The organism is Amycolatopsis sp. NPDC104775, from assembly GCF_055583325.1.
Window position 1 is genome coordinate 914843 of sequence record NZ_JBVJOE010000002.1, and the last position, 20221, is coordinate 935063.

17 protein-coding genes are annotated in these 20221 nt (G+C 68.7%); 7 read left to right on the top strand and 10 right to left on the bottom strand.

Features of this window, described 5'->3' with window-relative positions:
- Nucleotides 1-39: 39 nt before the first annotated feature.
- The 5 genes from ACZ63D_RS12955 to ACZ63D_RS12975 all read right to left on the bottom strand — a co-directional run bounded on the left by ACZ63D_RS12955 (nucleotide 40) and on the right by ACZ63D_RS12975 (nucleotide 8740).
- Nucleotides 40-1656 carry an ABC-F family ATP-binding cassette domain-containing protein gene (locus ACZ63D_RS12955; RefSeq protein ID WP_465354467.1) on the bottom strand — a complete coding sequence of 539 codons (1617 nt, stop codon included), beginning with the start codon at nucleotides 1654-1656 and terminating at the stop codon, nucleotides 40-42.
- Entirely contained in the window at nucleotides 1653-3275 is a 1623-nt protein-coding gene (gene abc-f / locus ACZ63D_RS12960; RefSeq protein ID WP_465354468.1) for a ribosomal protection-like ABC-F family protein, read from the bottom strand. The genes ACZ63D_RS12955 and abc-f overlap by 4 nt, the downstream gene beginning before the upstream one ends.
- Nucleotides 3276-3676: 401 nt before the next feature.
- A complete protein-coding gene (locus ACZ63D_RS12965; protein ID WP_465354469.1) occupies nucleotides 3677-6805 on the bottom strand; it encodes an NACHT domain-containing protein in 3129 nt (1042 codons plus the stop codon).
- Between the two features lie 42 nt (nucleotides 6806-6847).
- The gene (locus ACZ63D_RS12970; RefSeq protein WP_465354470.1) at nucleotides 6848-7276 is read right to left on the bottom strand and encodes a MarR family winged helix-turn-helix transcriptional regulator; all 429 of its coding nucleotides are present in this window, start codon (nucleotides 7274-7276) and stop codon (nucleotides 6848-6850) included.
- A 9-nt stretch (nucleotides 7277-7285) separates the two neighbouring features.
- A complete protein-coding gene (locus tag ACZ63D_RS12975) occupies nucleotides 7286-8740 on the bottom strand; it encodes an FAD-dependent oxidoreductase (RefSeq protein ID WP_465354471.1) in 1455 nt (484 codons plus the stop codon).
- An 86-nt stretch (nucleotides 8741-8826) separates the two neighbouring features.
- On the opposite strand from ACZ63D_RS12975, the gene ACZ63D_RS12980 reads away from it, so the two are divergent.
- Entirely contained in the window at nucleotides 8827-9858 is a 1032-nt protein-coding gene (locus tag ACZ63D_RS12980; protein WP_465354472.1) for a TetR/AcrR family transcriptional regulator C-terminal ligand-binding domain-containing protein, read from the top strand.
- Between the two features lie 526 nt (nucleotides 9859-10384).
- Here the strand turns inward: ACZ63D_RS12980 and ACZ63D_RS12985 are convergent.
- A complete protein-coding gene (locus ACZ63D_RS12985; RefSeq protein WP_465354473.1) occupies nucleotides 10385-10954 on the bottom strand; it encodes a YdcF family protein in 570 nt (189 codons plus the stop codon).
- A gap of 128 nt (nucleotides 10955-11082) precedes the next feature.
- On the opposite strand from ACZ63D_RS12985, the gene ACZ63D_RS12990 reads away from it, so the two are divergent.
- The 4 genes from ACZ63D_RS12990 to ACZ63D_RS13005 all read left to right on the top strand — a co-directional run bounded on the left by ACZ63D_RS12990 (nucleotide 11083) and on the right by ACZ63D_RS13005 (nucleotide 16377).
- A complete protein-coding gene (locus ACZ63D_RS12990; protein WP_465354474.1) occupies nucleotides 11083-12729 on the top strand; it encodes a sigma-54-dependent Fis family transcriptional regulator in 1647 nt (548 codons plus the stop codon).
- 63 nt (nucleotides 12730-12792) lie between these two features.
- Nucleotides 12793-14292 (top strand): aldehyde dehydrogenase family protein, encoded by a 1500-nt coding sequence (locus ACZ63D_RS12995; RefSeq protein ID WP_465354475.1) that lies wholly within the window; start codon nucleotides 12793-12795, stop codon nucleotides 14290-14292.
- A gap of 28 nt (nucleotides 14293-14320) precedes the next feature.
- Nucleotides 14321-15442 (top strand): NDMA-dependent alcohol dehydrogenase, encoded by a 1122-nt coding sequence (locus ACZ63D_RS13000; protein WP_465354476.1) that lies wholly within the window; start codon nucleotides 14321-14323, stop codon nucleotides 15440-15442.
- Complete coding sequence (locus ACZ63D_RS13005; RefSeq protein WP_465354477.1) at nucleotides 15439-16377, top strand: AAA family ATPase; 939 nt, start codon at nucleotides 15439-15441, stop codon at nucleotides 16375-16377. Before ACZ63D_RS13000 ends, ACZ63D_RS13005 begins: the two co-directional genes overlap by 4 nt.
- Nucleotides 16378-16396: 19 nt before the next feature.
- Here ACZ63D_RS13005 and ACZ63D_RS13010 read toward each other — a convergent pair whose 3' ends face one another.
- A complete protein-coding gene (locus ACZ63D_RS13010) occupies nucleotides 16397-16585 on the bottom strand; it encodes a hypothetical protein (protein ID WP_465354478.1) in 189 nt (62 codons plus the stop codon).
- On the opposite strand from ACZ63D_RS13010, the gene ACZ63D_RS13015 reads away from it, so the two are divergent.
- Nucleotides 16572-17309: a vWA domain-containing protein gene (locus ACZ63D_RS13015; protein WP_465354479.1), complete on the top strand. Its 738-nt coding sequence runs from the start codon at nucleotides 16572-16574 to the stop codon at nucleotides 17307-17309. The genes ACZ63D_RS13010 and ACZ63D_RS13015 overlap by 14 nt on opposite strands.
- Before the next feature lie 55 nt (nucleotides 17310-17364).
- Here ACZ63D_RS13015 and mftR read toward each other — a convergent pair whose 3' ends face one another.
- Nucleotides 17365-18033, bottom strand: a complete 669-nt coding sequence (gene mftR / locus ACZ63D_RS13020; protein ID WP_465354480.1) for a mycofactocin system transcriptional regulator — start codon at nucleotides 18031-18033, stop codon at nucleotides 17365-17367.
- Between the two features lie 130 nt (nucleotides 18034-18163).
- Nucleotides 18164-19018: a haloalkane dehalogenase gene (locus ACZ63D_RS13025; protein WP_465354481.1), complete on the bottom strand. Its 855-nt coding sequence runs from the start codon at nucleotides 19016-19018 to the stop codon at nucleotides 18164-18166.
- A gap of 89 nt (nucleotides 19019-19107) precedes the next feature.
- Between ACZ63D_RS13025 and ACZ63D_RS13030 the strand changes: the two genes are divergently transcribed.
- Nucleotides 19108-19578 (top strand): MarR family winged helix-turn-helix transcriptional regulator, encoded by a 471-nt coding sequence (locus tag ACZ63D_RS13030; protein ID WP_465354482.1) that lies wholly within the window; start codon nucleotides 19108-19110, stop codon nucleotides 19576-19578.
- A 6-nt stretch (nucleotides 19579-19584) separates the two neighbouring features.
- Here the strand turns inward: ACZ63D_RS13030 and ACZ63D_RS13035 are convergent, their stop codons facing one another.
- On the bottom strand, nucleotides 19585-20049 hold the full coding sequence (locus ACZ63D_RS13035) for an Lrp/AsnC family transcriptional regulator (protein ID WP_465354483.1): 465 nt from the start codon (nucleotides 20047-20049) through the stop codon (nucleotides 19585-19587).
- Nucleotides 20050-20221 lie beyond the last annotated feature (172 nt).

Consider the following 20221-nt stretch of genomic DNA (forward strand, 5'->3'; position numbering starts at 1 on the left):
GGCGCCGGGGCCGTCCGCTGGACATCCGCCCAGCGCGGTTCACTCTAACGGCGTAACGCGATGGTCGGGGCCGATCCGGAGGACTCGCCCGGTCCAGTTTTCGCGCAGCCGCCGGTCGTGCGTGGCGGCGGCGATCGCGCCCGGGCTGGCGCCGAGGGCGTCCTCCAGTTCGTCGCACAGCGTGGGGGAGAGGTGGTTGGCCGGTTCGTCGAGCAGCAGCAGATGCGGCGGGTCGGCGATGAGCAGCGCGAGCGCGAGGCGGCGGCGTTGCCCGACGGACAGTTCGCCGACCGGCCGGGAAGCTTCGCGATGGCTCAGCAGCCCGAGCGAGTTCAGCGGGACGGCCTCGACGCGTTCGGGACCCAGCGCGGCGAGATAGGTGGCCCGGGCGGTGCGTTGCGGACGCGCGAAGGCGGTGTCCTGGCTGAGGATTCCGGTGGTGATTCCAGGTTGCCGGGTTACGCCTTCCGCGGCGAGTTCTCCGGCGAGGACAAGAAGCAGCGTCGACTTTCCCGCCCCGTTCGGGCCGGTGACCAGAAGCCGGGTGTCGCGCTGGATTTCGAGGCGGGGCACGGAAAGCCGGTCCGGCAGGTGCACATTGTCCAGCGTGACAAGGGTTTCCCGCGGGTTCTCCACGGCCAGCGCTTTCGGGCGGAACCGGAGCGGCGGCGGTGGGGCGGGAAGCTGGGCGCGTTCACGCTCGTCCAGCCGCCGCGTGGTGGCCCGGACCCGGCGCGAGATCTGGTTCTGCACCCGGCCGGACCTGCGGCCGAGGCCCATTTTCTCGTTGTCCGGCGCGAGGCGGCCCGGCGCGACGCGATGCGTGGTGACGCCGAGCGCGTCGCGCAGTTCCTCCAGTTCTTCCTGTTCCTCCAGGTATTGCCGTTCCCAGCGCTCGCGTTCGGCGCGTTTCCAGCCGAGGTATTCGGTATAGGTGCCGCCGAAGCGCACCGGACCGTCCGGCGACGGGTCGAGGTCGAGGATGTCGGTGCACACCGCGTCGAGGAACGCCCGGTCGTGGCTGGCGAACACCACGGTGCCGGGCAGTTCGCGCAGCTGGGCTTCGAGGAACTCGGCGGCTTCGGCGTCGAGGTGGTTGGTGGGTTCGTCGAGCAGCACCGCCGACGGACGGCGGACCAGCAGCCCGGCCAGCGCGAGCCGTCCGCGCTGGCCGCCGGAAAGCGAGCCGAGCGTGCGTCCGTGATCGATCCCTTCGAGCCCGAGCCCGGCGAGCATCATCTCCGCTCGCCGGTCCGCGTCCCACGCCTCGTGCCGCTGCGCCCGGTCGAGCAATTCGGCGTACTCGGCCAGCAGCGCGGCATCTTCGGGCGCTTCGGCGAGCAGCGTGGCGACCCGGTCGAGTTCGGTCAGCACTTCCCGGGCGGCGGCGAGTGCCCGATCGAGGACGCCAGCGATCGTCCAGGCGGGATCGAACGGCATCTCCTGGTGCAGGAAACCCAGGTCCGGCGGCCGTTCGACCTCGCCGCGGTCCGGCACGTCCACGCCCGCGAGCACTCGCAGCAGCGTGGATTTCCCGGTGCCGTTCTCGCCGATCACCCCGATCCGGCGGCCGGGGGCGGCGGTGACCGACACTCCGTCGAGCACGCGCCGTCCCCCGAGCACCCGCACGATCTCGTGCGCGCGCAGGGCGGTCATTCCGTGATCCCGGCCGTTTCCCGCAGCTGCCCGTTTTCCAGCCGCAGCCAGCGGTTGACGCCGATCTCTGCCAGGAACCGCTCGTCGTGGCTGACCACCACGAACGCGCCCTGGTAGGCGTTCAGCGCGCTTTCCAGCTGGCCGGCGCTGACCAGGTCGAGGTTGTTCGTCGGCTCGTCGAGCAGCAGCAGTTGCGGGGCGGGCTCGGCGAACAGGACGCACGCGAGCGTCGCGCGCAGCCGTTCCCCGCCGGACAGCACGCCGACCGGCAGATGCGCCCTCGCGCCGCGGAACAGGAAGCGCGCCAGCAGATTCATCCGGTCCGCAGGCAGCATTTCCGGTGCCGCGTCGGCGAGATTCTCCGCGACCGTGCGCTCGGAATCTAGCAGATCGAGCCGCTGCGACAGATACGCGATCCGCCCGTCCGCCCGGCTGATTTCGCCCGCGTCCGGCGTGAGGTCCCCTTGCATCAGCCGCAGCAATGTCGATTTGCCCGCGCCGTTCGGCCCGGTGAGCGCGATCCTTTCCGGACCCCGGATCGACAGATCCGCCCCTTCGCCCGAGAACAGCTCGCGCACCCGAAGCTGCTTGCCGGCAAACAAGGTCCGCCCGGCCGGTACTGCCGTTTTCGGCAGTTCCAGACTGATCTTCTGGTCCTCGCGCAACGACCGTTCCGCCTGGTCCAGCTTGGCTTTCGCCGCACTGACCCGCGCCGCGTGCGTGCCGTCCGCCTTCGCCGCGGATTCCTGCGCGTTGCGCTTCATCGTGCCCGCGAAAATCTTCGGCAGCCCGGCGTTGGACAGGTTGCGCTTCGCGTTGCTCGCCCGCTTGTCCGCGCGTTCCCTGGCTTGCTGCATTTCGCGTTTCTCGCGTTTGACCTCTTGTTCGGCATTGCGGATGTTCTTCTCCGCGACCTCCCGTTCGGCCCGCACCGCTTGTTCGTACTCGGTGAAATTGCCGCCGTAGAACCGGATTTCGTCCGCGCCGAGCTCGGCGATGCGGTCCATCCGGTCGAGCAGCGCGCGGTCGTGGCTGACCACCAGCAGGCAGCCGGACCACTCGGAAAGCACCGAGTAGAGCTGCTGGCGGGCGGTGTGGTCGAGGTTGTTGGTGGGCTCGTCGAGCAGCAGGACGTCCGGGGCGCGCAGCAGTTGCGCGGCGAGGCCGAGGGAGACGACCTGGCCGCCGCTGAGCGTGCCGAGCAGCCGGTCGAGCGCGAGCTCGCCGAGCCCGAGCCGGTCCAGCTGCGCCCGGGTGCGGTCCTCGATGTCCCAGTCCGCGCCGATGGTGGTGAAGTGCTCCTCGGCCGCGTCGCCTCCCTCGACGGCCGTGATGGCCTTGAGGATCGCGTCGATGCCGAGCACCTCGGCGACCGTGAGCTCGGCGGTGAGCGGCAGGTCCTGCGGGAGATACCCGAGGACCCCGTCGACGGTGACGCTGCCGGCAGCGGGTTTGAGCTGCCCGGCGATGAGCTTGAGCAGGGTGGACTTCCCGGCCCCGTTGGGCGCGACGAGCCCGGTGCGGCCTGCCGGGAAGGTGGCGGAGAGCTGATCGAAGACGAGGGTGTCGTCGGGCCAGGAGAAGGAGATCCCGGACAGGACGATACGAAGATCGGACATGGTGCGGCCTCGCGGTGAATCGGCAGGGGTGTCCCTGCTGAGGTGATGTGGACGACTGGTGGGTGGGGCCGTCCGCGACCTTCGCTCCCGGTGTTTCCGGGAACGACTCGACCTGGTCCGGCGACGCGCTCGCGCCTGCCTGGGGTCGGTATGCCTCGCAGCCCGTGGGTCTCTTGGCGGATATACCGCCTGACCTGCACGGGAACCTCCGCGCGCGGCCGTGGTGCCGCGCAGGGATCAGCGAGGGGCCGGTGCCGTGACGGCCCGCGCCCCGGGCTCACCCGGAGATGTCGTCTTCACCTGCCACGATCGAAATCCTCTTGTTCAAGGGTGCTGTCCGGTGATCAGGATACCAGGAAGCGGAGGAAGCGCATCCGAGTTCCACTGTGGACGGGTGGCGGTTAGAAGCACTCAAGCTTCACTCCGGGGCCGAGTTGGTCGAGGCCGATCAGGTTGTCGGTTTCGTCGATCCAGAGTTGCAGTTTGCAGTCTTTCAGGGGAGTCAGGTCGATCGGTTCTTCGCCCGCGTAGACCGTTAGTTCGGTCAGGGTGGGGTGTGTAGCCAGCGCCTGGAGGTCGCAGTGGGTGTACAAGGCCAGTTCTCGCAGTGGCAACGCGAGCAGTGGCTCAAGATCGCCCACGCGAGCGCAGGACACGCTCAGATCGGTGAGGCCGGGAAACTTGTCGGCGAATATGGCGAGGTCGGGAACTGATTCCCCTCGGTACTCCAGTGCCCGCAGCGAAATGATCGGCGGCATGGCTGCGATGGTACGCCACTGGCAATCACTGAGCGATAGCTCACCGAGGGTTTCCATGCTTGCCAAGACGTCAAAGGTTTCGACAGCGTATAGTTGGTCCAGTGCCAGTCTTGTGAGGAAAGGAAGGTTTTCGAGCATTCGGATGCTCCGCCACCCGGTAGTGCGGGAGAGCGTGAGAGACCGCAGCTTTGGAAGCCGTGCAAGGATCTGCAGGTTGGTGTAACTGTGAGCGCGGTGCAATCGCACTTCTTCTAACCCGTGGTGTTCGGCAAGTGGTCTCAGGTCGACTGTCCGCCGATGGGAGAAGGATATTGCCAGCCTGCGCAGAGCCGGTACTTCCGAGACGATAGTCAGATCTGCTGCGTATAAGCTGATTGACAGTGCTTCCAAATTCTTCAATCGCCGCGTGTGGGGAATTAGCCGGCGGTTTGTCACTTGGATGGAGCCGTGGAGGAGTGGCGAATCTGCGAGCACTTCTTCGGCGTAGCGAGCCGGATCGAAGTACTTCCATGCACTCGCGATCGCTCGCTGCACAATCAGTCTCGCGTCCTGCGCATAATTTCGCAGGAGCGGCAACACGTCGTCCCCGGTGCACATCGTTGCCGAGGCAGTCGTCGCATGGGCGACAGCGTCGCTCAGCCCGTCCAGTGTCTCCGGCAGGTAGTACCGCAGCTGGTTCCCGACCGACGCTAGCGATTCAGCTTCCCGGATGCTACGCGGAGGAACCAAATGATCCCGGATGGCCTGCCGAACCCGCTCGATCACGTCCGGGGCCACGTCCCCGACTGTCTCCAGGCAAGCCGCAGCCAGAATCCGCAGCCGGCGGGCGTGCCTGGGCTCGCTGTCCGCTCGGTCCAGGATCTCTTTTAGCAGCTTTGTCGCCTGGTGATGCTTCGCGTGCCCGCAGGCCATCACAACCGTCTCGCGCCAGGTGTCTCGGTGGGCGTTGGCGATCAGCGTATCGATATACCCGGCTTCGGTCGCCTCGCTGGCGGCAAGGTACTCCTGGAAAGTCCGGTGTACGAAGTCGATCCGGTCGACCGCCGGGGCCCTTAGCACGCCGCTGCGTTCCACCAGATGTTTCAGCATTTCGTCCGCGTTGCGGTCGACGTGCGGCAGCGATCTCAACCGGTATTCCAGGTGCTCCCGGACCTCGGCGGTTGGAAGCTCGACTTTGTTTCCCGATGTCAGTCTCCAGGCCAAGTGTCCCAGCAGGACGTGTTTCTGCTGCTCGGTGAGCAGCACAGGGATATCACGCTCGTCGTCGCGCATGTGCACGAGCATGGACAAAGCATTGCGGTACAAGGTCATCCGGTCGCGGGGCAACTCTGACCGATGCGCGAGGTTCAACGCGCACAACATCGCGCACAACAATGGATTCGCCGCGAGTGCGCGCAGATGCGGGCGGCTGTCGAGCTGGTTGAGCAACCTCCGCTGGGCACCGGACAGATCCTCATTCGGGCGAGCGTGTGCAGCGGCTTGGTGCCAGCGTTCCACCAGCGCATGGATGTCAGTAGCGGTCATGGGCTCCAGGACGACCGAGTCGAAGTGCTCCGATGTCAGCCAGTGCTGGTCGGCAGCTGCGGTACGGGAAGTAACTACGAATCGAGCGTTGGGGTAGCTCGCTCCGAGTTCGCGCAGCCATGCCTTGACCTTCCGACGCTGGGCGGGCTCCACCTCGTCCACGCCGTCGACGAGGACGATTGCCTTGCCAGTGCGCAGCACCTCGTCGGCCCAGCCTGGTGGGACCCGGTCACGTAGCGTCGGCACAGCAAGCGCGACGAAGGAATCCGAAGTCGGCAGCGGGCCGTCGGGAAGGCTGCGCAGACGGATCGGGAACGGGACGAAACCGTTCCACTCGGCCAGAGGTCCGGCGAACGCGCCGCGCGCGGCTGTGACTGCCAGCCACTCCAGCAAGGTCGTTTTTCCTGAACCAGCCTCGCCTCGTACCAAGGTGCGGCCTGAGCGGTGGATCGCGCTTTCCGCACGGACGGCACCACCGGGTTGTTGGTCGAACCAGTTTGGTTTTCGGGCTTGTCGCCGATGCTGGGTTTCGCCGGACACGCTCAAACTCAGGTACGCGACTGTCAACGGCAACGTCGGCTGATCTTCCATCGTCAGCCCGAGCAACTCCAAGTGATCGAGCTTGTCCGCCAGCACTCGCAGGTACTCGTTCCGGAACTGGGCATGGTCCGTTTCCGCCTCGGTCAAGCTCGTCTTCGGGAGCCGAGCTAGCAACTCCTCGAGCTGGTAGGACTGCTGATTCAGCCGCTTCAATACCTCGACCAGCGCAGTCGGCTGGAAGGGTGGGAGTTGCCGCACGATCAGCACCAAGTGACGGCAAGCCTGGTCTAAGGCCACGTCGTACAAGCCCGACTCGGCAGTCGAGAAGAACTCGTTCACCGGGCATCGGGCCCGCACTCGTCGAGCCAACTGCTCCTCGTCGGCATCAGCGGCCAGAAGAGCGTCGTCGGAAAGATCGACCTGACCTAACGCATCCTCGACTGCCGCGAACACCGCGGCAGCTTCAGCCTCCGGCAAAGCGGCATATTCATTCCGCAGGACCGGTTCCAGCTCAGTCGCCACCTGCGTCCCGATGGTCTGCAGCAATCGGTCCAAGTTCGCCTGCCCGAGCGGCCCGGCACCAGCGGCCAGCTCCACCAAGCTCAGCCCGCGAGTCTTCCGATCCTTCCACCGCTGCAGCCACGACTTAGCCGCGTGTGTCGCGATTTTCCCGCCGATCTTGACCGCACCGGCCTCAAGCCCGCTCATGACCCACCACCGTAGCGAGTCAGGGGAGCACAGTGGAACGGTTCAGAACGTCTGCCCGAGCCGCTCCAGCAACGGTGCCGCCTCCCGCAACACCGCCAGTTCCTCCGGCGAAAACCCCGAGCTGAGCGAAGCCGCGAACTGCCGCATTCGCGCGTCGCGGCGGGCGCGCAGTACCTCGCTGCCCTCGGCGGTCAGCGAGACGATCATCTGCCGTCCGTCGGCGGGATCGGCGTCGCGGGTGACGAAGCCGCGCGCGGACAGGCCGCTGATCGTCGAGCTCATGGCCTGCGGGGTGATGTGCTCGGCGCGGGCCAGCGCGGCGGTGGTGGCCGGGCCGTCGCGGTCCAGGCGGGACAGCGCGGAGCGTTCCGGCAGGGACAGTTCGGCCGTGACTTGGCTTTGGCGGAGCCTGCGGGCGATCAGGCTGACCGCGCCGTACAGCGTCGCGGCCAGGTCGTCGGGGGCGGACATGGGACGAGGCTAGAGCAGGTACTCCTTGACCGCGGAAAAGTCGCCAGCGTCGGAGATCAGGCCGACGTAGCCGTCGGGGCGGAGCAGGACCAGGGTGCGGTCGGTCGGCGAGTACGCGCGGGCGAGGTGGCCGGATGAGTCGGCGATCTCGTCGTCGGCGGCAGGCTCGGCGACGACGTGGAGGGTGCGGACGTCGGAATCGAATCGCGGGCCGAAGTTCAGCAGGGTGAACTGGCCGCCGCGGGTGAGATCGAACAGGCGGCATTCGCCGTTCGCCGTGGCGAGGCCGGGGGCGTCGGGGGCGCGGTCGCCTGCGCGGAGCTGGGCGGACTCGGCACGGTCGTCGCGGGCCAGGACGGAGCCGCGGTAGTTGACGTTGAGCTGGGTCGTGTCTCGGTCGCTGCGGATCGGGATGCTTTTCTGCTTGGCGGCTTCGGCCAGCCGGGCGGTCGACAACCGCAGGACGCCTGCGGCGACCGGGCGGCGTTCCGCTTCGTAGGTGTCCAGCAGTTCCGGGGTTTCGGCGGCGAGTTTCCAGCCGAGGTTGTGTGCGTCCTGGATGCCGGTGTTCATGCCCTGGCCGCCTGCGGGGGAGTGCACGTGCGCGGCGTCGCCCGCGAGGAAGACGCGGCCGTTGCGGTAGCGCTCGGCCAGGCGGGTGTTGGAGCGCCAGACGGACGTCCATTCCGGGCTGTGCAGCCGGACGTCGGTGCGGCCGCTTCGCCGGTCGAAGATCGTTTGCAGGGTGGCGAGGTCGAGGCCGGTGTCGCTGCCGATAGGCGCTTGGTACTGGAACAGGTCGGTGGACGGCAGCGGGCAGAGGCTGACGAAACCCTCGTCGCACCGCCACATGTGCCAGGCGTCGCGGTCGATGCCGTCGACGGCGAGGTCGGCGACGATCATCCGCACCCGCTCGTCCGTTTCGCCTTCGAAGGCGATTCCGGCCTGTTTGCGCACGACGCCGCGGCCGCCGTCGCAGCCGACCAGCCATCGCGCGCGGACGGTTTCGGTCTGGTCGCCGGTGCGCAGCACTGTCGTCACGGCGTCGGCGGATTGGTCGAAACTCTCCAGCGCGGTGCCGAATTCGACCGTGCCGCCGAGTTCGGCCAGCCGCAGGCCGAGTGCTTCTTCGACGCGCCATTGCGGGGTGATGACCGTTGCGGGGTAAGGAACGTCGGGACGTTCCTCGTAGGTCGGGCCGCCGCTCGTCCGGCCGTCGGGATCGATCAGCCGGATCGGCATCGCGGGCCGGCCGTTGGCGAGGATGCGGTCGATGACGCCGAGGTCGTCGAACACTTCGAGACTGCGCGGCTGCAAACCCTTGCCGCGTGAGCCCGGGCGCGGGCCGGGAGACGCTTCGACCAGCCGGAACGCGACCCCGCGGCGCGCGAGTTCGCAGGCCAGCGTGAGCCCGGTCGGACCCGCTCCGGCGATCAGGACCGGCAATGCGGAGGTGTGCGGCATTTTTGTCTCCCCCTGGCTCCGAAGAACTGCTGACTGTCAGCGTAGGGAAATTTGCTAAGAAAGACAAACCTTTCTAGAGTGAGGTGGTGTCTTCGGGAACCGTCCGCCGTCGCCGCGGCGAGCAGCTGGAGTCCGCGTTGCTGGCCGCGGCGTGGGACGAACTGGTCGAGGCCGGCTACGCGCGGCTGACCATGGAATCGGTCGCGGTGCGCGCCCGCACGAGCGAGGCCGTGCTCTATCGGCGGTGGGCCAACAAAGACGAGCTGGTCATGGCCTCGATGCGGTGGCACCGGGACGTTCACCCGATCGCCGTTCCCGACACCGGGAGCCTGCGCGGCGACCTCCTCGCATACCTGACTTCGGTGAGCGAAGCGCTGGCCGGGTTCTTCGCCATCGCGGCCGCCGCCGCGGCCTCCGGGCTGTCGATGGGCGCCGCCGCCACGCCTGGCCAGGTTCGCGACCAGATCATCGGCGAACGGCCTCTCCCGCAAGGGATGATCTACCAGCGCGCGCACGACCGGGGCGAGATCGACCTGGCGAACCTTCCCGGCGCGGTGCTCGACCTGCCGTTGCAGCTGGTGCGGCACGACCTGCTGATGGACCTCGCTCCGCTCCGTCCCGCACGAATCCGGTCGATCGTCGACGAGCTTTTCCTGCCGCTGGTCTCCGCACAAGTTAAGGACTTAACTGCTCGTCCGACGCGGCCCGAACCGGTGCCTGCCGACCTTTTCCGGTCCATTCGCTGGGCGCAGCGCAAACGGATCGAGGAATGGAGCCGCACGCGTGAGCTGACCTTCGAGCAGGCCATGGTGCTCGGGTATCTGGTGCGGCGGCCCGGCATGATCCAGCGGGACCTCGCGGAGATGAGCCACACGACCCCGGCGAACGTCTCCCTGCTGCTCAAAGGCTTGGAGCGCCGGGGTCTGGTCGAGCGCCGGACCGACGGCGGGCGCAAGCGGGTCTACGCCACCGACGCCGGGACCGACCTGATCCGGGGGCTTGACGCGGTGCTGGCGGAGGCTGACGAACTGGTCCTCGCCCCGCTCGACCGGGAGGAGCGGGCGGGGCTGGAAGCGTTGGTGGCCAAGATCAACGCGCATCTGCCCGGGGCCTCGTGAGCGGCGGTGCCGGTGGGGGCTGAGATTGCCGCTCGCGAGACCGGGGTGGCTTTGCTCGAGCACGGACAGGACGCCCCGGCGCGTTGGGCGGGAGTGCGGCAGCTGGCCGCGGGTTCTTTCCCGGAGAACCCGCCAGGCCCCGATTCGAGGCAAAGCGCCAGCCCTCCGGAGCGGTGGGGCTCAGGTCAGGCCGTCGCGGCTTCCGTTTCCGGGCGTCGCGGGTGATGGTTTGGGTGCCGGGTGGCGGCTCTGGTCGGGCGGTGCCTACTCGCTGTCGCGGCAGTCGCAGCTTTCCGTGCCCGGGCGTTGCGGGGTGCTGGTTGGGTGCGGGGTGACGGCTCTGGTCGGGTGGTGCCTGCTCGCTGTCTCGGCCGTCGCGGCTTCCGTTTCCGGGGATCGCGGGTGCTGGTTGGGTGCGGGTGTCGGCTCTGGTCGGGCGGGTCCTGCGCGTGGCCGTCACGGCTTCCGTTTCCGGAGATCGCGGGCACCGGTTTGTGAGCGACGACTCCGCCCAGCCCGCCCCCGCTCATCGCCGCAGCCGTCGCAACCTCTGTTTCCCCATCACCGCCAGTACCGGCTTCACCGCCAGCAACTCCCCGAACCGGTAATCCTCCGCGGGCACCAGCCGCTCCGCCAGGTCGGGCCGGTGCCGTCGCAGGTAGTGGCGGGCTTTCTCCGCGTGCAAGGAATTCGAGACGATCTTGATCCGGTCCGCGTCCTCGATCAGCGGCACCGCGCCGAGCACGTTCTCCCACGTCGACCGGCTTTCCGTCTCGAGCACGAGCGAACCCCGGTAACCACGCGACCGCGCGTACCGTGCCATCAGCACGGCCTCCGGCTCCACACCGCCGACCGCGCCGCCGCACAGCACCAGCCGCGACGGGCCGGGCGCCTGGGAACGTACTGCCGCTCGCACTCGCCAGCGGTTCACGAAATTGGCCCGTGACCCGCTGTTGCGGTAGCCGAGCACGACGACCGCCTCGCCGGTGCTCGCTGAACCCGGACGGCGGCCCATTCCGCGGCGCGAGGATCGCCAGTGTTCCCATTCCGCCCAGCCGAACACCACGACGGAGAGCATCAGTAAACGGCGCAGCACTCACCCGATCCTACCAATGTCCACAAAGGACGCCCGAAGGCCGCAAAGACGCACGTCTGGAACTTGTCGACCCGCAAAGGTACTGTCACACGAACCGCTACGTCGCCGTCCGGTAGTCGGGAGGAGCAGTGTCGCTCGGAGGGATACCGTCTCAGGGCTCCGCGGTCCTGCGGCCGCCGATCGCCGATTCGTGGCGCCGGTCGCGGCTGTTCGGCGTGGAGCCGGACCTGGACCGGGCCGCGATTTCGATCGGCGAGGTCGATCCGCGCAGCAGGCTGATGACCGCCGCCCGCCCGGTGCTGGAGCAGCTCGTCGAGCAGCTGACCGGCACCCGGTTCTCCGTTCTGCTCGCCGACCGCGACTGCCGCCTCGTCTTCCGCTGGTTCGGCGACCGCGGCCTGCGGCGCCAGCTGGAGGAGGTCGGCGTGCTGCACGGTTCGCAGCTCAGCGAGGGCCGCGTCGGCACGAACGCGCTCGGCACGCCGCACGAATCGCGCCAGGCGGTGGAGATCCACGGCCAGGAGCATTACGCCGAGGCGTTGAAGCGGTTCAGCTGTTACGGCCATCCGATCCGGCATCCGCTCACCGGGCGGATCGAAGGCGTCCTCGACATCACCGGCGAAAGCGACAGCGGCAACCCGCTGTTCGGGCCGCTGGTGAAACGCGTGGTCGGCGACATCGAACAGCTTGTGCTGGAGAGCGCCCGCGCCTGCGAACGGCGGCTGTTCCTGGCGTTCCAGCAGGCCACGCACCACCGCAGCGTGCCGGTCGCGGTGCTCGGCGGCGACCTGGTGTTCGCCAACGAAACCTGCATCGAACACCTTCGCCCGGCCGATCCGACCCTGCTGCGCACCTTGCTGCCGCAGGTGCCGGAACGCGGAGTATTCGACACTCGCCTGGAGGTGGGTGACGGAATCAGCCTTTCGGTCGTAGCCGAACGCGTCGAGGGTTCGACGGACGGTGCCGTCTTCCGCATCGCGAGGAACCCGGGCCACAGCCGGAAACCGGCCCCTGCCGCGGTAGAACCCGCGCGCTCGGTCCTCGTCACGGGCGAACCGGGCACCGGCCGGACCACCGAAGCCCGCGTGCGAGCCGGGGTCGGCGATCCGGTCGTCCTGCACGCGGCCGCCGCGCTGCGCGAGGAACCGCGAGCGTGGGCAACAAGATTCACTGAGCTCACCGCACAATCGCGCACCGTCGTGGTCCTGGACGACGTGCATCTGCTCCCGGAGAGCTTGCTCCCGCTGGTCGGCGAAGCGCTCGACAACCCCGGCCCGGCCCGGCTGCTGCTCACCTCCGTTCCCTCGGACGCGATGTCCCCAGCGGTCGCGGCGATAGCGGCCAGGTGCGCGGAAACCGTCGCCCTCGCCCCGTTGCGCGAACGCCTCGACGAGCTGCCCGCGCTCGCCGCGGCGATGCTCCGCGACGAATATCCGGACCGGAAACCCCATTTCACCGGTACCGCGCTGGCCGCGCTGCGGACGCATCCGTGGCCAGGCAATCTGCACGAACTGCGCGCGGTGCTGCGCGAGGTGTCCCGGCTGCCGTACACGGGGGTGATCGACCTCGCCCAGCTGCCGCCCGCCTACCGCGGCAGCTCGCGCACGAGGCAGCTCGGCGGGCGCGAACTCGCCGAACGGAACGCGATCGTCACGGCGTTGCGCGCCAGCGAGGGCAACAAACTGCGCGCGGCCCGCGAACTCGGCATCAGCCGCACGACGCTCTATCGCCGCATGCAGGCGCTCGGCGTCACCGACGACTGTCCACTTCTGTAACACTCCGCCCCCGGCCCGCCGGGCGACGATGACCTCCGTCACGACGAAGTGAGGAGGCGCCAGGTGACCGCAACGGTGGAATTCCCCCTGCACACCCAGGTCCGGGAGTTTGTTTCCGGCCCGCTGGAGCTGTTGATCGGCGGGCGCTGGGTCCCGGCCGCGTCGGGCCGCACGTTCCCGACCTACGACCCGGCCACCGGGGAGAAGATCGCCGAGGTCGCGCACGCCGAGGCCGAGGACGTCAACCGCGCCGTCGCCGCCGCGCGCAAGGCCTTCGACGAAGGACCGTGGGCGGCGATGAAGCCGAACGAGCGGGAACGGCTGATCTGGCGCATCGGCGATCTGCTGTCCGAGCGGGCGGAGATCTTCGGCCAGCTGGAGGCGCTCGACAACGGCAAGTCCGCGGCGATCGCGACGGCCGTGGACACCGGCTGGGCGGCCGACGTCTTCCGCTACTACGCGGGCTGGGCGACCAAGATCGAAGGCAGCACAGTGAACGTGTCGATGCCCTTCGCGCCCGACGCGCAATTCCACGCCTACACGCTGCGCGAGCCGGTCGGCGTGTGCGGGCAGATCATCCCGTGGAACTTCCCGTTGCTGATGGCCGCGTGGAAGATCGCGCCGGCGCTCGCCGCGGGCAACACCGTGGTGCTCAAGCCCGCCGAGCAGACGCCGCTGACCGCGCTGCTGCTGGGCAAGCTGTTCGAGGAAGCCGGATTCCCGCCCGGCGTGGTCAACATCGTCACCGGTTTCGGCGACGCCGGGGCCGCGCTGGCCGCGCACGACGGCGTCGACAAGGTCGCCTTCACCGGCTCGACCGAGGTGGGCAAGAAGATCGTCCAGGCGGCGAGCGGCAATCTCAAGAAGGTTTCCCTGGAACTGGGCGGAAAGAGCCCGAACGTGGTGTTCGCCGACGCCGATCTCGACCTCGCCGTGCCGGGTTCGGTCAACGCCTGGATGTTCAACCACGGCCAGTGCTGCGTCGCCGGAACCCGGTTGTACGTGGAGGACACGATCTTCGAGGAGTTCACCCAGGCGGTCGCGCAGGCGGCGAGCCAGGTGAAGATCGGACCGGGCCTCGACCCGGAAACCCAGCTGGGCCCGATGGTTTCCCAGGAGCAGTTCGACCGCGTTTCGCGCTATCTCGGCGAAGGCCTCGCCGACGGCGCCCGCGCGCTCACCGGCGGAAAACGCTGGGGCGACACCGGATACTTCATCGAGCCGACCGTTTTCGTGGACGTGAAACCGGAATTCAGCATTGTCCGGGAAGAAATCTTCGGCCCGGTCGTGGCGGCGATGCCGTTCAACGCCGAACAGGGCGTCGCCGCCGCGGCCAACAACAGCGAGTACGGACTGGCCGCCGGGGTCTGGACGCGCGACGTCGCGAAGGCGCACCGTACTGCCAAGGAACTGAAGGCAGGCTCGGTGTGGGTCAATCAGTACAACGGCTTCGACACGGCGATGCCGTTCGGCGGCTACAAGCAGTCCGGCTGGGGCCGGGAACTGGGTGCGGCCGCGCTCGACCTTTACACGCAGACCAAATCCGTGAACATCGCGCTGTGATCCGCCCGCTCGAACAAAGGAGTTCCCGATGAAGACGAAAGCCGCGGTCGTCTACGAGGTGGGCAAGCCGATCGAGGTGGTCGAACTCGACCTCGAAGGCCCTGGCGAGGGCGAGGTGCTGATCCGGTACACGCACGCCGGGCTGTGCCATTCGGACGTGCACATCGCGCACGGCGACCTGGAGGCCCGGCTGCCGATGGTGCTCGGCCACGAGGGCGCGGGCGTCATCGAGGACGTCGGCCCCGGCGTCACCCGGGTCAAGCCGGGCGACCACGTGGTGTGCTCGTTCATCCCGAACTGCGGCGTGTGCCGCTGGTGTTCCACCGGGCAGCAGGCGATCTGCGACATGGGCGCCACGATCCTCGAGGGCTACCTGCCCGGCGAGCGATTCCCGTTCAGCGGCCCCGGTCCGGTCAAGGAGTACGGCGCGATGTGCATGCTCGGCACGTTCAGCCAGTACTCGACCATCCACCAGAACTCGGTCGTGAAGGTCGACGACGACCTTCCGCTCGACAAGGCGGTGCTCGTCGGCTGCGGCGTCCCGACCGGATGGGGTTCGGCGGTCAACGCGGCCGACGTGCGCCCGGGCGAGACGGTGATCGTGTCCGGGGTCGGCGGCATCGGCATCAACGCCGTGCAGGGCGCGCGCTACGCCGGCGCGAAGAACGTGATCGCGCTGGATCCGCTGGAGAACAAGCGGGAGAAAGCGATGGAACTCGGCGCGACGCACGCGGTCGCGACGCCGGAGGAAGCCGCGGAGCTGGCGCAGTCGTTCACCAACGGCAACGGCGCGGACAAGACGATCGTCACCGCGGGCATCGTCACCGAGGAGATCGTGACCGGTGCGTTCAACGCCACCGGCAAGGGCGGCACGATCGTGCTGACCGGGCTGAACAAGCTGTCGGTGAACAACGTCAATCTCCCCGGTTCGATCCTGACGCTGTTCAAGAAGACGGTGAAGGGCAGCCTGTTCGGCGACTGCAACCCGACCGTGGACATCCCGAAGATCCTCGGGCTGTACCAGAGCGGGGACCTGAAACTGGACGAGATCATCACCCGCACCTACACCCTGGAGCAGGTCAACCAGGGGTACGACGATCTGCTGGAGGGCCGGAACGTGCGCGGCGTGCTGGTCCACGACGCGCCGTGACGGCTTTGTCCGCGGGCTGCGAGCCGGTTTCCGGTCCGCGGCCCGCGGTTTCCCTCCTGGCCGAGGACGTCGTCGGCCGCCGCCGCGAAATCGAACTGCTGCTGGCCGGTCTCGACTGCGGTGCGCACGTCGTGCTCGAAGGTCCGCCGGGCACGGGCAAAACCACGCTGCTGCGTGCGGTCGCGGAAGCTGGCGGTTCGCCGTTCGTGTTCGTGGAAGGCAACGCCGAACTGACCCCGGCCCGCTTGGTCGGGCAGTTCGACCCGTCGCGGGTACTGGCCGAAGGCTACGTGCCGGAGACCTTTGTGGACGGTCCGCTGATCGAAGCACTGCGCGTCGGCGGCCTGCTCTACGTCGAGGAGGTCAACCGGATCCCGGAGGAAACGCTCAACGTCCTGATCACCGTGATGTCCGAAGCCGAACTGCACGTGCCGCGGCTGGGCCGGGTACGCGCGGCGGACGGATTTCGCTTGGTAGCAGCCATGAATCCATTCGACGCGGTCGGCACCGCGCGGATCTCGTCGGCCATCTACGACCGGGTCTGCCGGATTGTGATGGGCTACCAAAGCCAAGCCGAGGAAAGCGACATCGTTGCCCGGCGCGGTCCGTCGGTGCCTGCCGAATGGCGTGACCTCGTCGTGGATTTGGTGCGCCGCACTCGCGAGCACGCCGACGTACGGGTCGGTTCGTCCGTCCGCGGCGCGATCGACGTGGTGCGGCTGGCGGTTTCGCTGGCCCGCATCCGCGGCGGCTCGGCCACCGACTGGCGAATCGGCTACGACGCCGCGCTGGCCGCTTTGTCCGGCCGGATCGGCCTGCACGAATCCAGCGGCCGCACCGCGGAATCGGTCATCGACGAGCTGTACGCGGCGGTTTTCGGGGCGGAATCCCCTTCGCCAGATCCGGAAGGGAGTGAACCGCCGGGGGAAGCCTGAGCCCGCCACCGGCGGGCCCTCAGCAACGACCACCCCGGCCAGGTTCGGCGCGCAGCAGCACCACGCCGCGTTCGGAGCTTTCCCGCAACGGCCGGTTCGCGGAAATCTCGCCCGAGGTCGGCGTTCTGGACGAAGAAGCGTTCAGCGCCGTCTTCCGCGAGGACGCGGACGAGGCAATGGCTTTGCTGGTCGAAATGAGCAAAGCCACCGACGAATCCTTGCGCGCCGCCGCCCGCGGCCTGGCTCGCCGCCTGATGATCGACGTCGCGCGACGGGGGATAGCACGCGGCCAGGGTGTGGGAAAGCTGCGCCGAGACCGGGCTGACCGGGGCGGCGAACTCGACCTCGACAGGTCGCTGCCCGCGTTGGTGGACGCGGCGGCAGTCGGCGGCGTTCCGGCATTGGACGACCTTGTGGCACGCCGGTGGGCCAGGCCGGAATTGGCTCTGTGCTTGGTGATCGACACAAGCGGTTCGATGACGGGCGCACGGCTGGCCGCTGCCGCGCTTACCGCGGCGGCGTGTTCGTGGCGGGCTCCGGTGGAACACGCGGTGGTGTCTTTCGCCCGGACGGCGGAGATCATCCGGCCGTTGCGGTCGTCTCGGTCGAAAGCGGCGGTAGTGGAGTCGGTTTTGTCGTTGCGCGGCCACGGCGTGACAGCACTGGCGGCGGCACTGCGCAAGGCGAACGAACAACTCGCGGCGTCGCGGGCGGCTCGCAAGACGGTGCTCCTGCTGTCGGACTGCCGGGCGACGGACGACCAAGATCCGCTGCCCGCCGCCCGGGCGTGCGAGGAACTGCTGATCCTCCCCCCGGCCGAGGATTGCGACGAGGCCGAACGCCTGGCCCGCGACTCGGGCGCGCGATGGCATCCCCTCAGCGGTGCCGCGGCTGCTCCCGCCGCGCTGGCTGCCTTGCTGGATCGTCCGTGAGGTCCTCGTGCGCGGCGAAGCCGGTTCTAACCGGCATTGCCGCGCACGACGTCGCTTAGGCGGGAGCGTCGGGTTCGTCGGTGAGGACCTCGTCGGCGAAGCCGGCGGCGAGGGCGCGCAGGGCGGCGTCGAGGTAGAGGGTCAGGTCCGCGTCGGCGCGGGCGGACCAGCGCTCGTAGGCCGCGCGGCAGGTGGCCAGCACCGCGCGGCCGACGGCGAGGGGGTACAGCGAGTCCTCCGGCTGACCGGTGCGGCGGGCGACGAAGCTGGTCACCGCGCGCTCCCAGGCGTCGTAATGCCGGGTCGCGCTCGCCGCCAATTCCGCGACCGTGCCGAGAAGGTTCATCCGCATCCGCAGTTCGGGCACGTCCTCGGCGCGGTAATGGTTGGCGGCCAGCACAGCGCGCCGGACCGCCTCCAGCACCGGCAGGTCGTCCGGGGTCTCGGCGAGCAGCGCGCGGATGGTGTCCACTTCGGAATCGAACTCGTTCCACAGCACGTCCGACTTCGCGTCGTAGTACCGGAAAAAAGTCCGTTTGCTGACCCCCGCCGCGCTGGCGATCTGGTCGACCGTGGTTTCGTGGAAGCCCTGTTCGGTGAACAGCCGCAGGGCGATCTCCTCCAGCTGCCGGGCGCTGGTGCCGCGCGGGCGGCCGCGGCGGGGTTTGCTCCCCGGGGCTCCGGACGGCTCCGCGGGCGGCTCGGCGGACGGGTCAGCGGACATGCGGATGCCGTTCCCTCCGGTGCGGGAGTTCTTTCGCCGGGTGACACTACTCGCCCGCCGGGTGGCTGAGCGCGTCCACCGGGACCGTCCCGGCCGCCAGACTGCCCATTGTGGACAGACTGGCGACGCCCTAGAGCAGATGCCGACGCGCCCACGAGCTGATCGCCTTGGCGATGGCCTCCGGCTGGTCTTCCTGGGCGTGGTGACCCGCCGGTCCGCAGTGCTCGATTTCCAAGGCGGCGATATTCGCCGCACACCATTCGGCGATCTTCTGGCCGATGAGCAGGGTGGGCGAGGAATCGAAGGTGAGCAGCAGCTTGGGGACGTCGTCGCTGCTCGCGAGCCACTTTCCGTACTGCTCGACGCGCTCGGCGACATTAGCGGGCTGGCCGTCCAGCGGCAGCGAGCGCGCCCATTGCAGGATCGGGCGGCGGCTCTCCCTGGTCGGGTACGGCTGGCGGTAGACGGCCAGGTCCGCTTCGGGCACCGGGTTCAGCACGCCGCCGGTGAAGGCCGATTCCAGGAAGAAATTCCGGTCGAGCACCAGCGCCTCGCCCTCCGGTCCGCGCATGGCCTCGGCGCGGGACCGCGGCCCCTCGCCGAGTTCTCGCCAGGACATCGGCCGCACGATCGTTTCGAAGAAGGCCACGCCGCGCACGCGACCGGGGTGGCGGGCCGCCCAGTCGAAGGCCAGCGCGCCGCCCCAGTCGTGGCCGACGAGCACCACGTCGTCCAGTTCCAGCCGGTCGAACCAGGCGTCCAGGTAGCGTGCGTGGTCGCCGAACCGGTACGGGATCTCGGGTTTGCCGGATCTGCCCATGCCGATGAGGTCGGGAGCCAGCAGCCGGGCGGGGGCGTCGAACTTCGCCAGCACGGTGCGCCACCCGTGCGACGAGCCGGGGTTTCCGTGCAGGAACACCATCGGTGCGCCGCTGCCGGTTTCCTCGTAGTGGATCGACGAGTCCAGCACGGTGAGCTCGGGCATCGGGCCCTCCTAATCGTTAGTCTGACTAACCCTGTGCCGGGAACGCTAGTTCGTTAGTCCGACTAACGCAATAGGGGTAGGCTGCGGCCATGAGCAAGCGATCCGATCTCGCGGAACCAGCCGGTCAGCGCACGGCCGCGCGGCTGCGCCGGTCGCGCACCCGGCAGCTGTCCCTGGCCGCGATCCAGTCGGACCGCCGGGTCAACGAAGCGCTCGCGCGGATGAACGCCCGCAAATGGCACTACGCCGTGCTCGCGACCCTGGCGGAATTCGGGTCCGCGAGCCAGGCCGAGCTCAGCGACCGGACCGGCATCTACCGCAGCGATCTGGTCGGGGTCGTCACCGAGCTGACCGAGCGCGGGATGCTGGACCGCTCGCCCAATCCGGCCGACCGGCGGCAGAACTCGATCACCCTCACCGCGCAGGGCCGCCGTCACCTGCTCAAACTGGACAAACTGCTGGCCGAAGTCGAGAACGAGGTGTTCGCGCCGCTGACCCCGGCCGAACGCGAACAGCTCAGCCGGCTGCTCACGCTCCTGGTTGAGGGTCCGCGCCCCTGAGCCCGGTCACTCCGGAGCGGGCCGGTCCTGCCCGCGCACCCACGAATCGAGCACGATCAGGGTCCGCGTGCTGGTGATCCGGTGGCTGCGCCGCAGTTCGTCGATGGTGCTCTGCAGGTGCGCCATGTCGCGGCTGCGCAGCCACACCACCGCGTCCGGGTCGCCGGCGATGGTGAACACCGCCTGCGCCTCCGGGATCCGGGTGGTCGTCTCGACGATCTCCGCGACGTTCGTGCTGCCGAAGAACCTCAGCTGCGCGAACGCCTCGATGCCCCAGCCGAGTTTCGCGGGGTCGACCTGCACGGTGAAGCCGGTGATCACGCCTTTCTCCCGGAGCCGGTCGACGCGCCGCTTCACCGCGGCGGTGGAGAGCGACACCCGTCCGGCGATGTCCGAGAACGTGCGCCGGGCGTCCTCGCGGAGCAACGCGATGATCTCGTGGTCGGTCGCGTCCAGCAGTTCCTCGGCCATGCGCGGCATCGTACGCAACAGATCTGCCGGAACGGGCCTCTCGCGCGTCATCCTTTGCGTCCTTGCCACTACAGTGGCCGGGCACGTTGCGCCGGGCTCAGGCGTGGGGTGAGGTGGCTCACGTCCCAGCGGCGGGTGCCCGTGGGCTGATGGCGTGCGGAAGGGAAGTGCG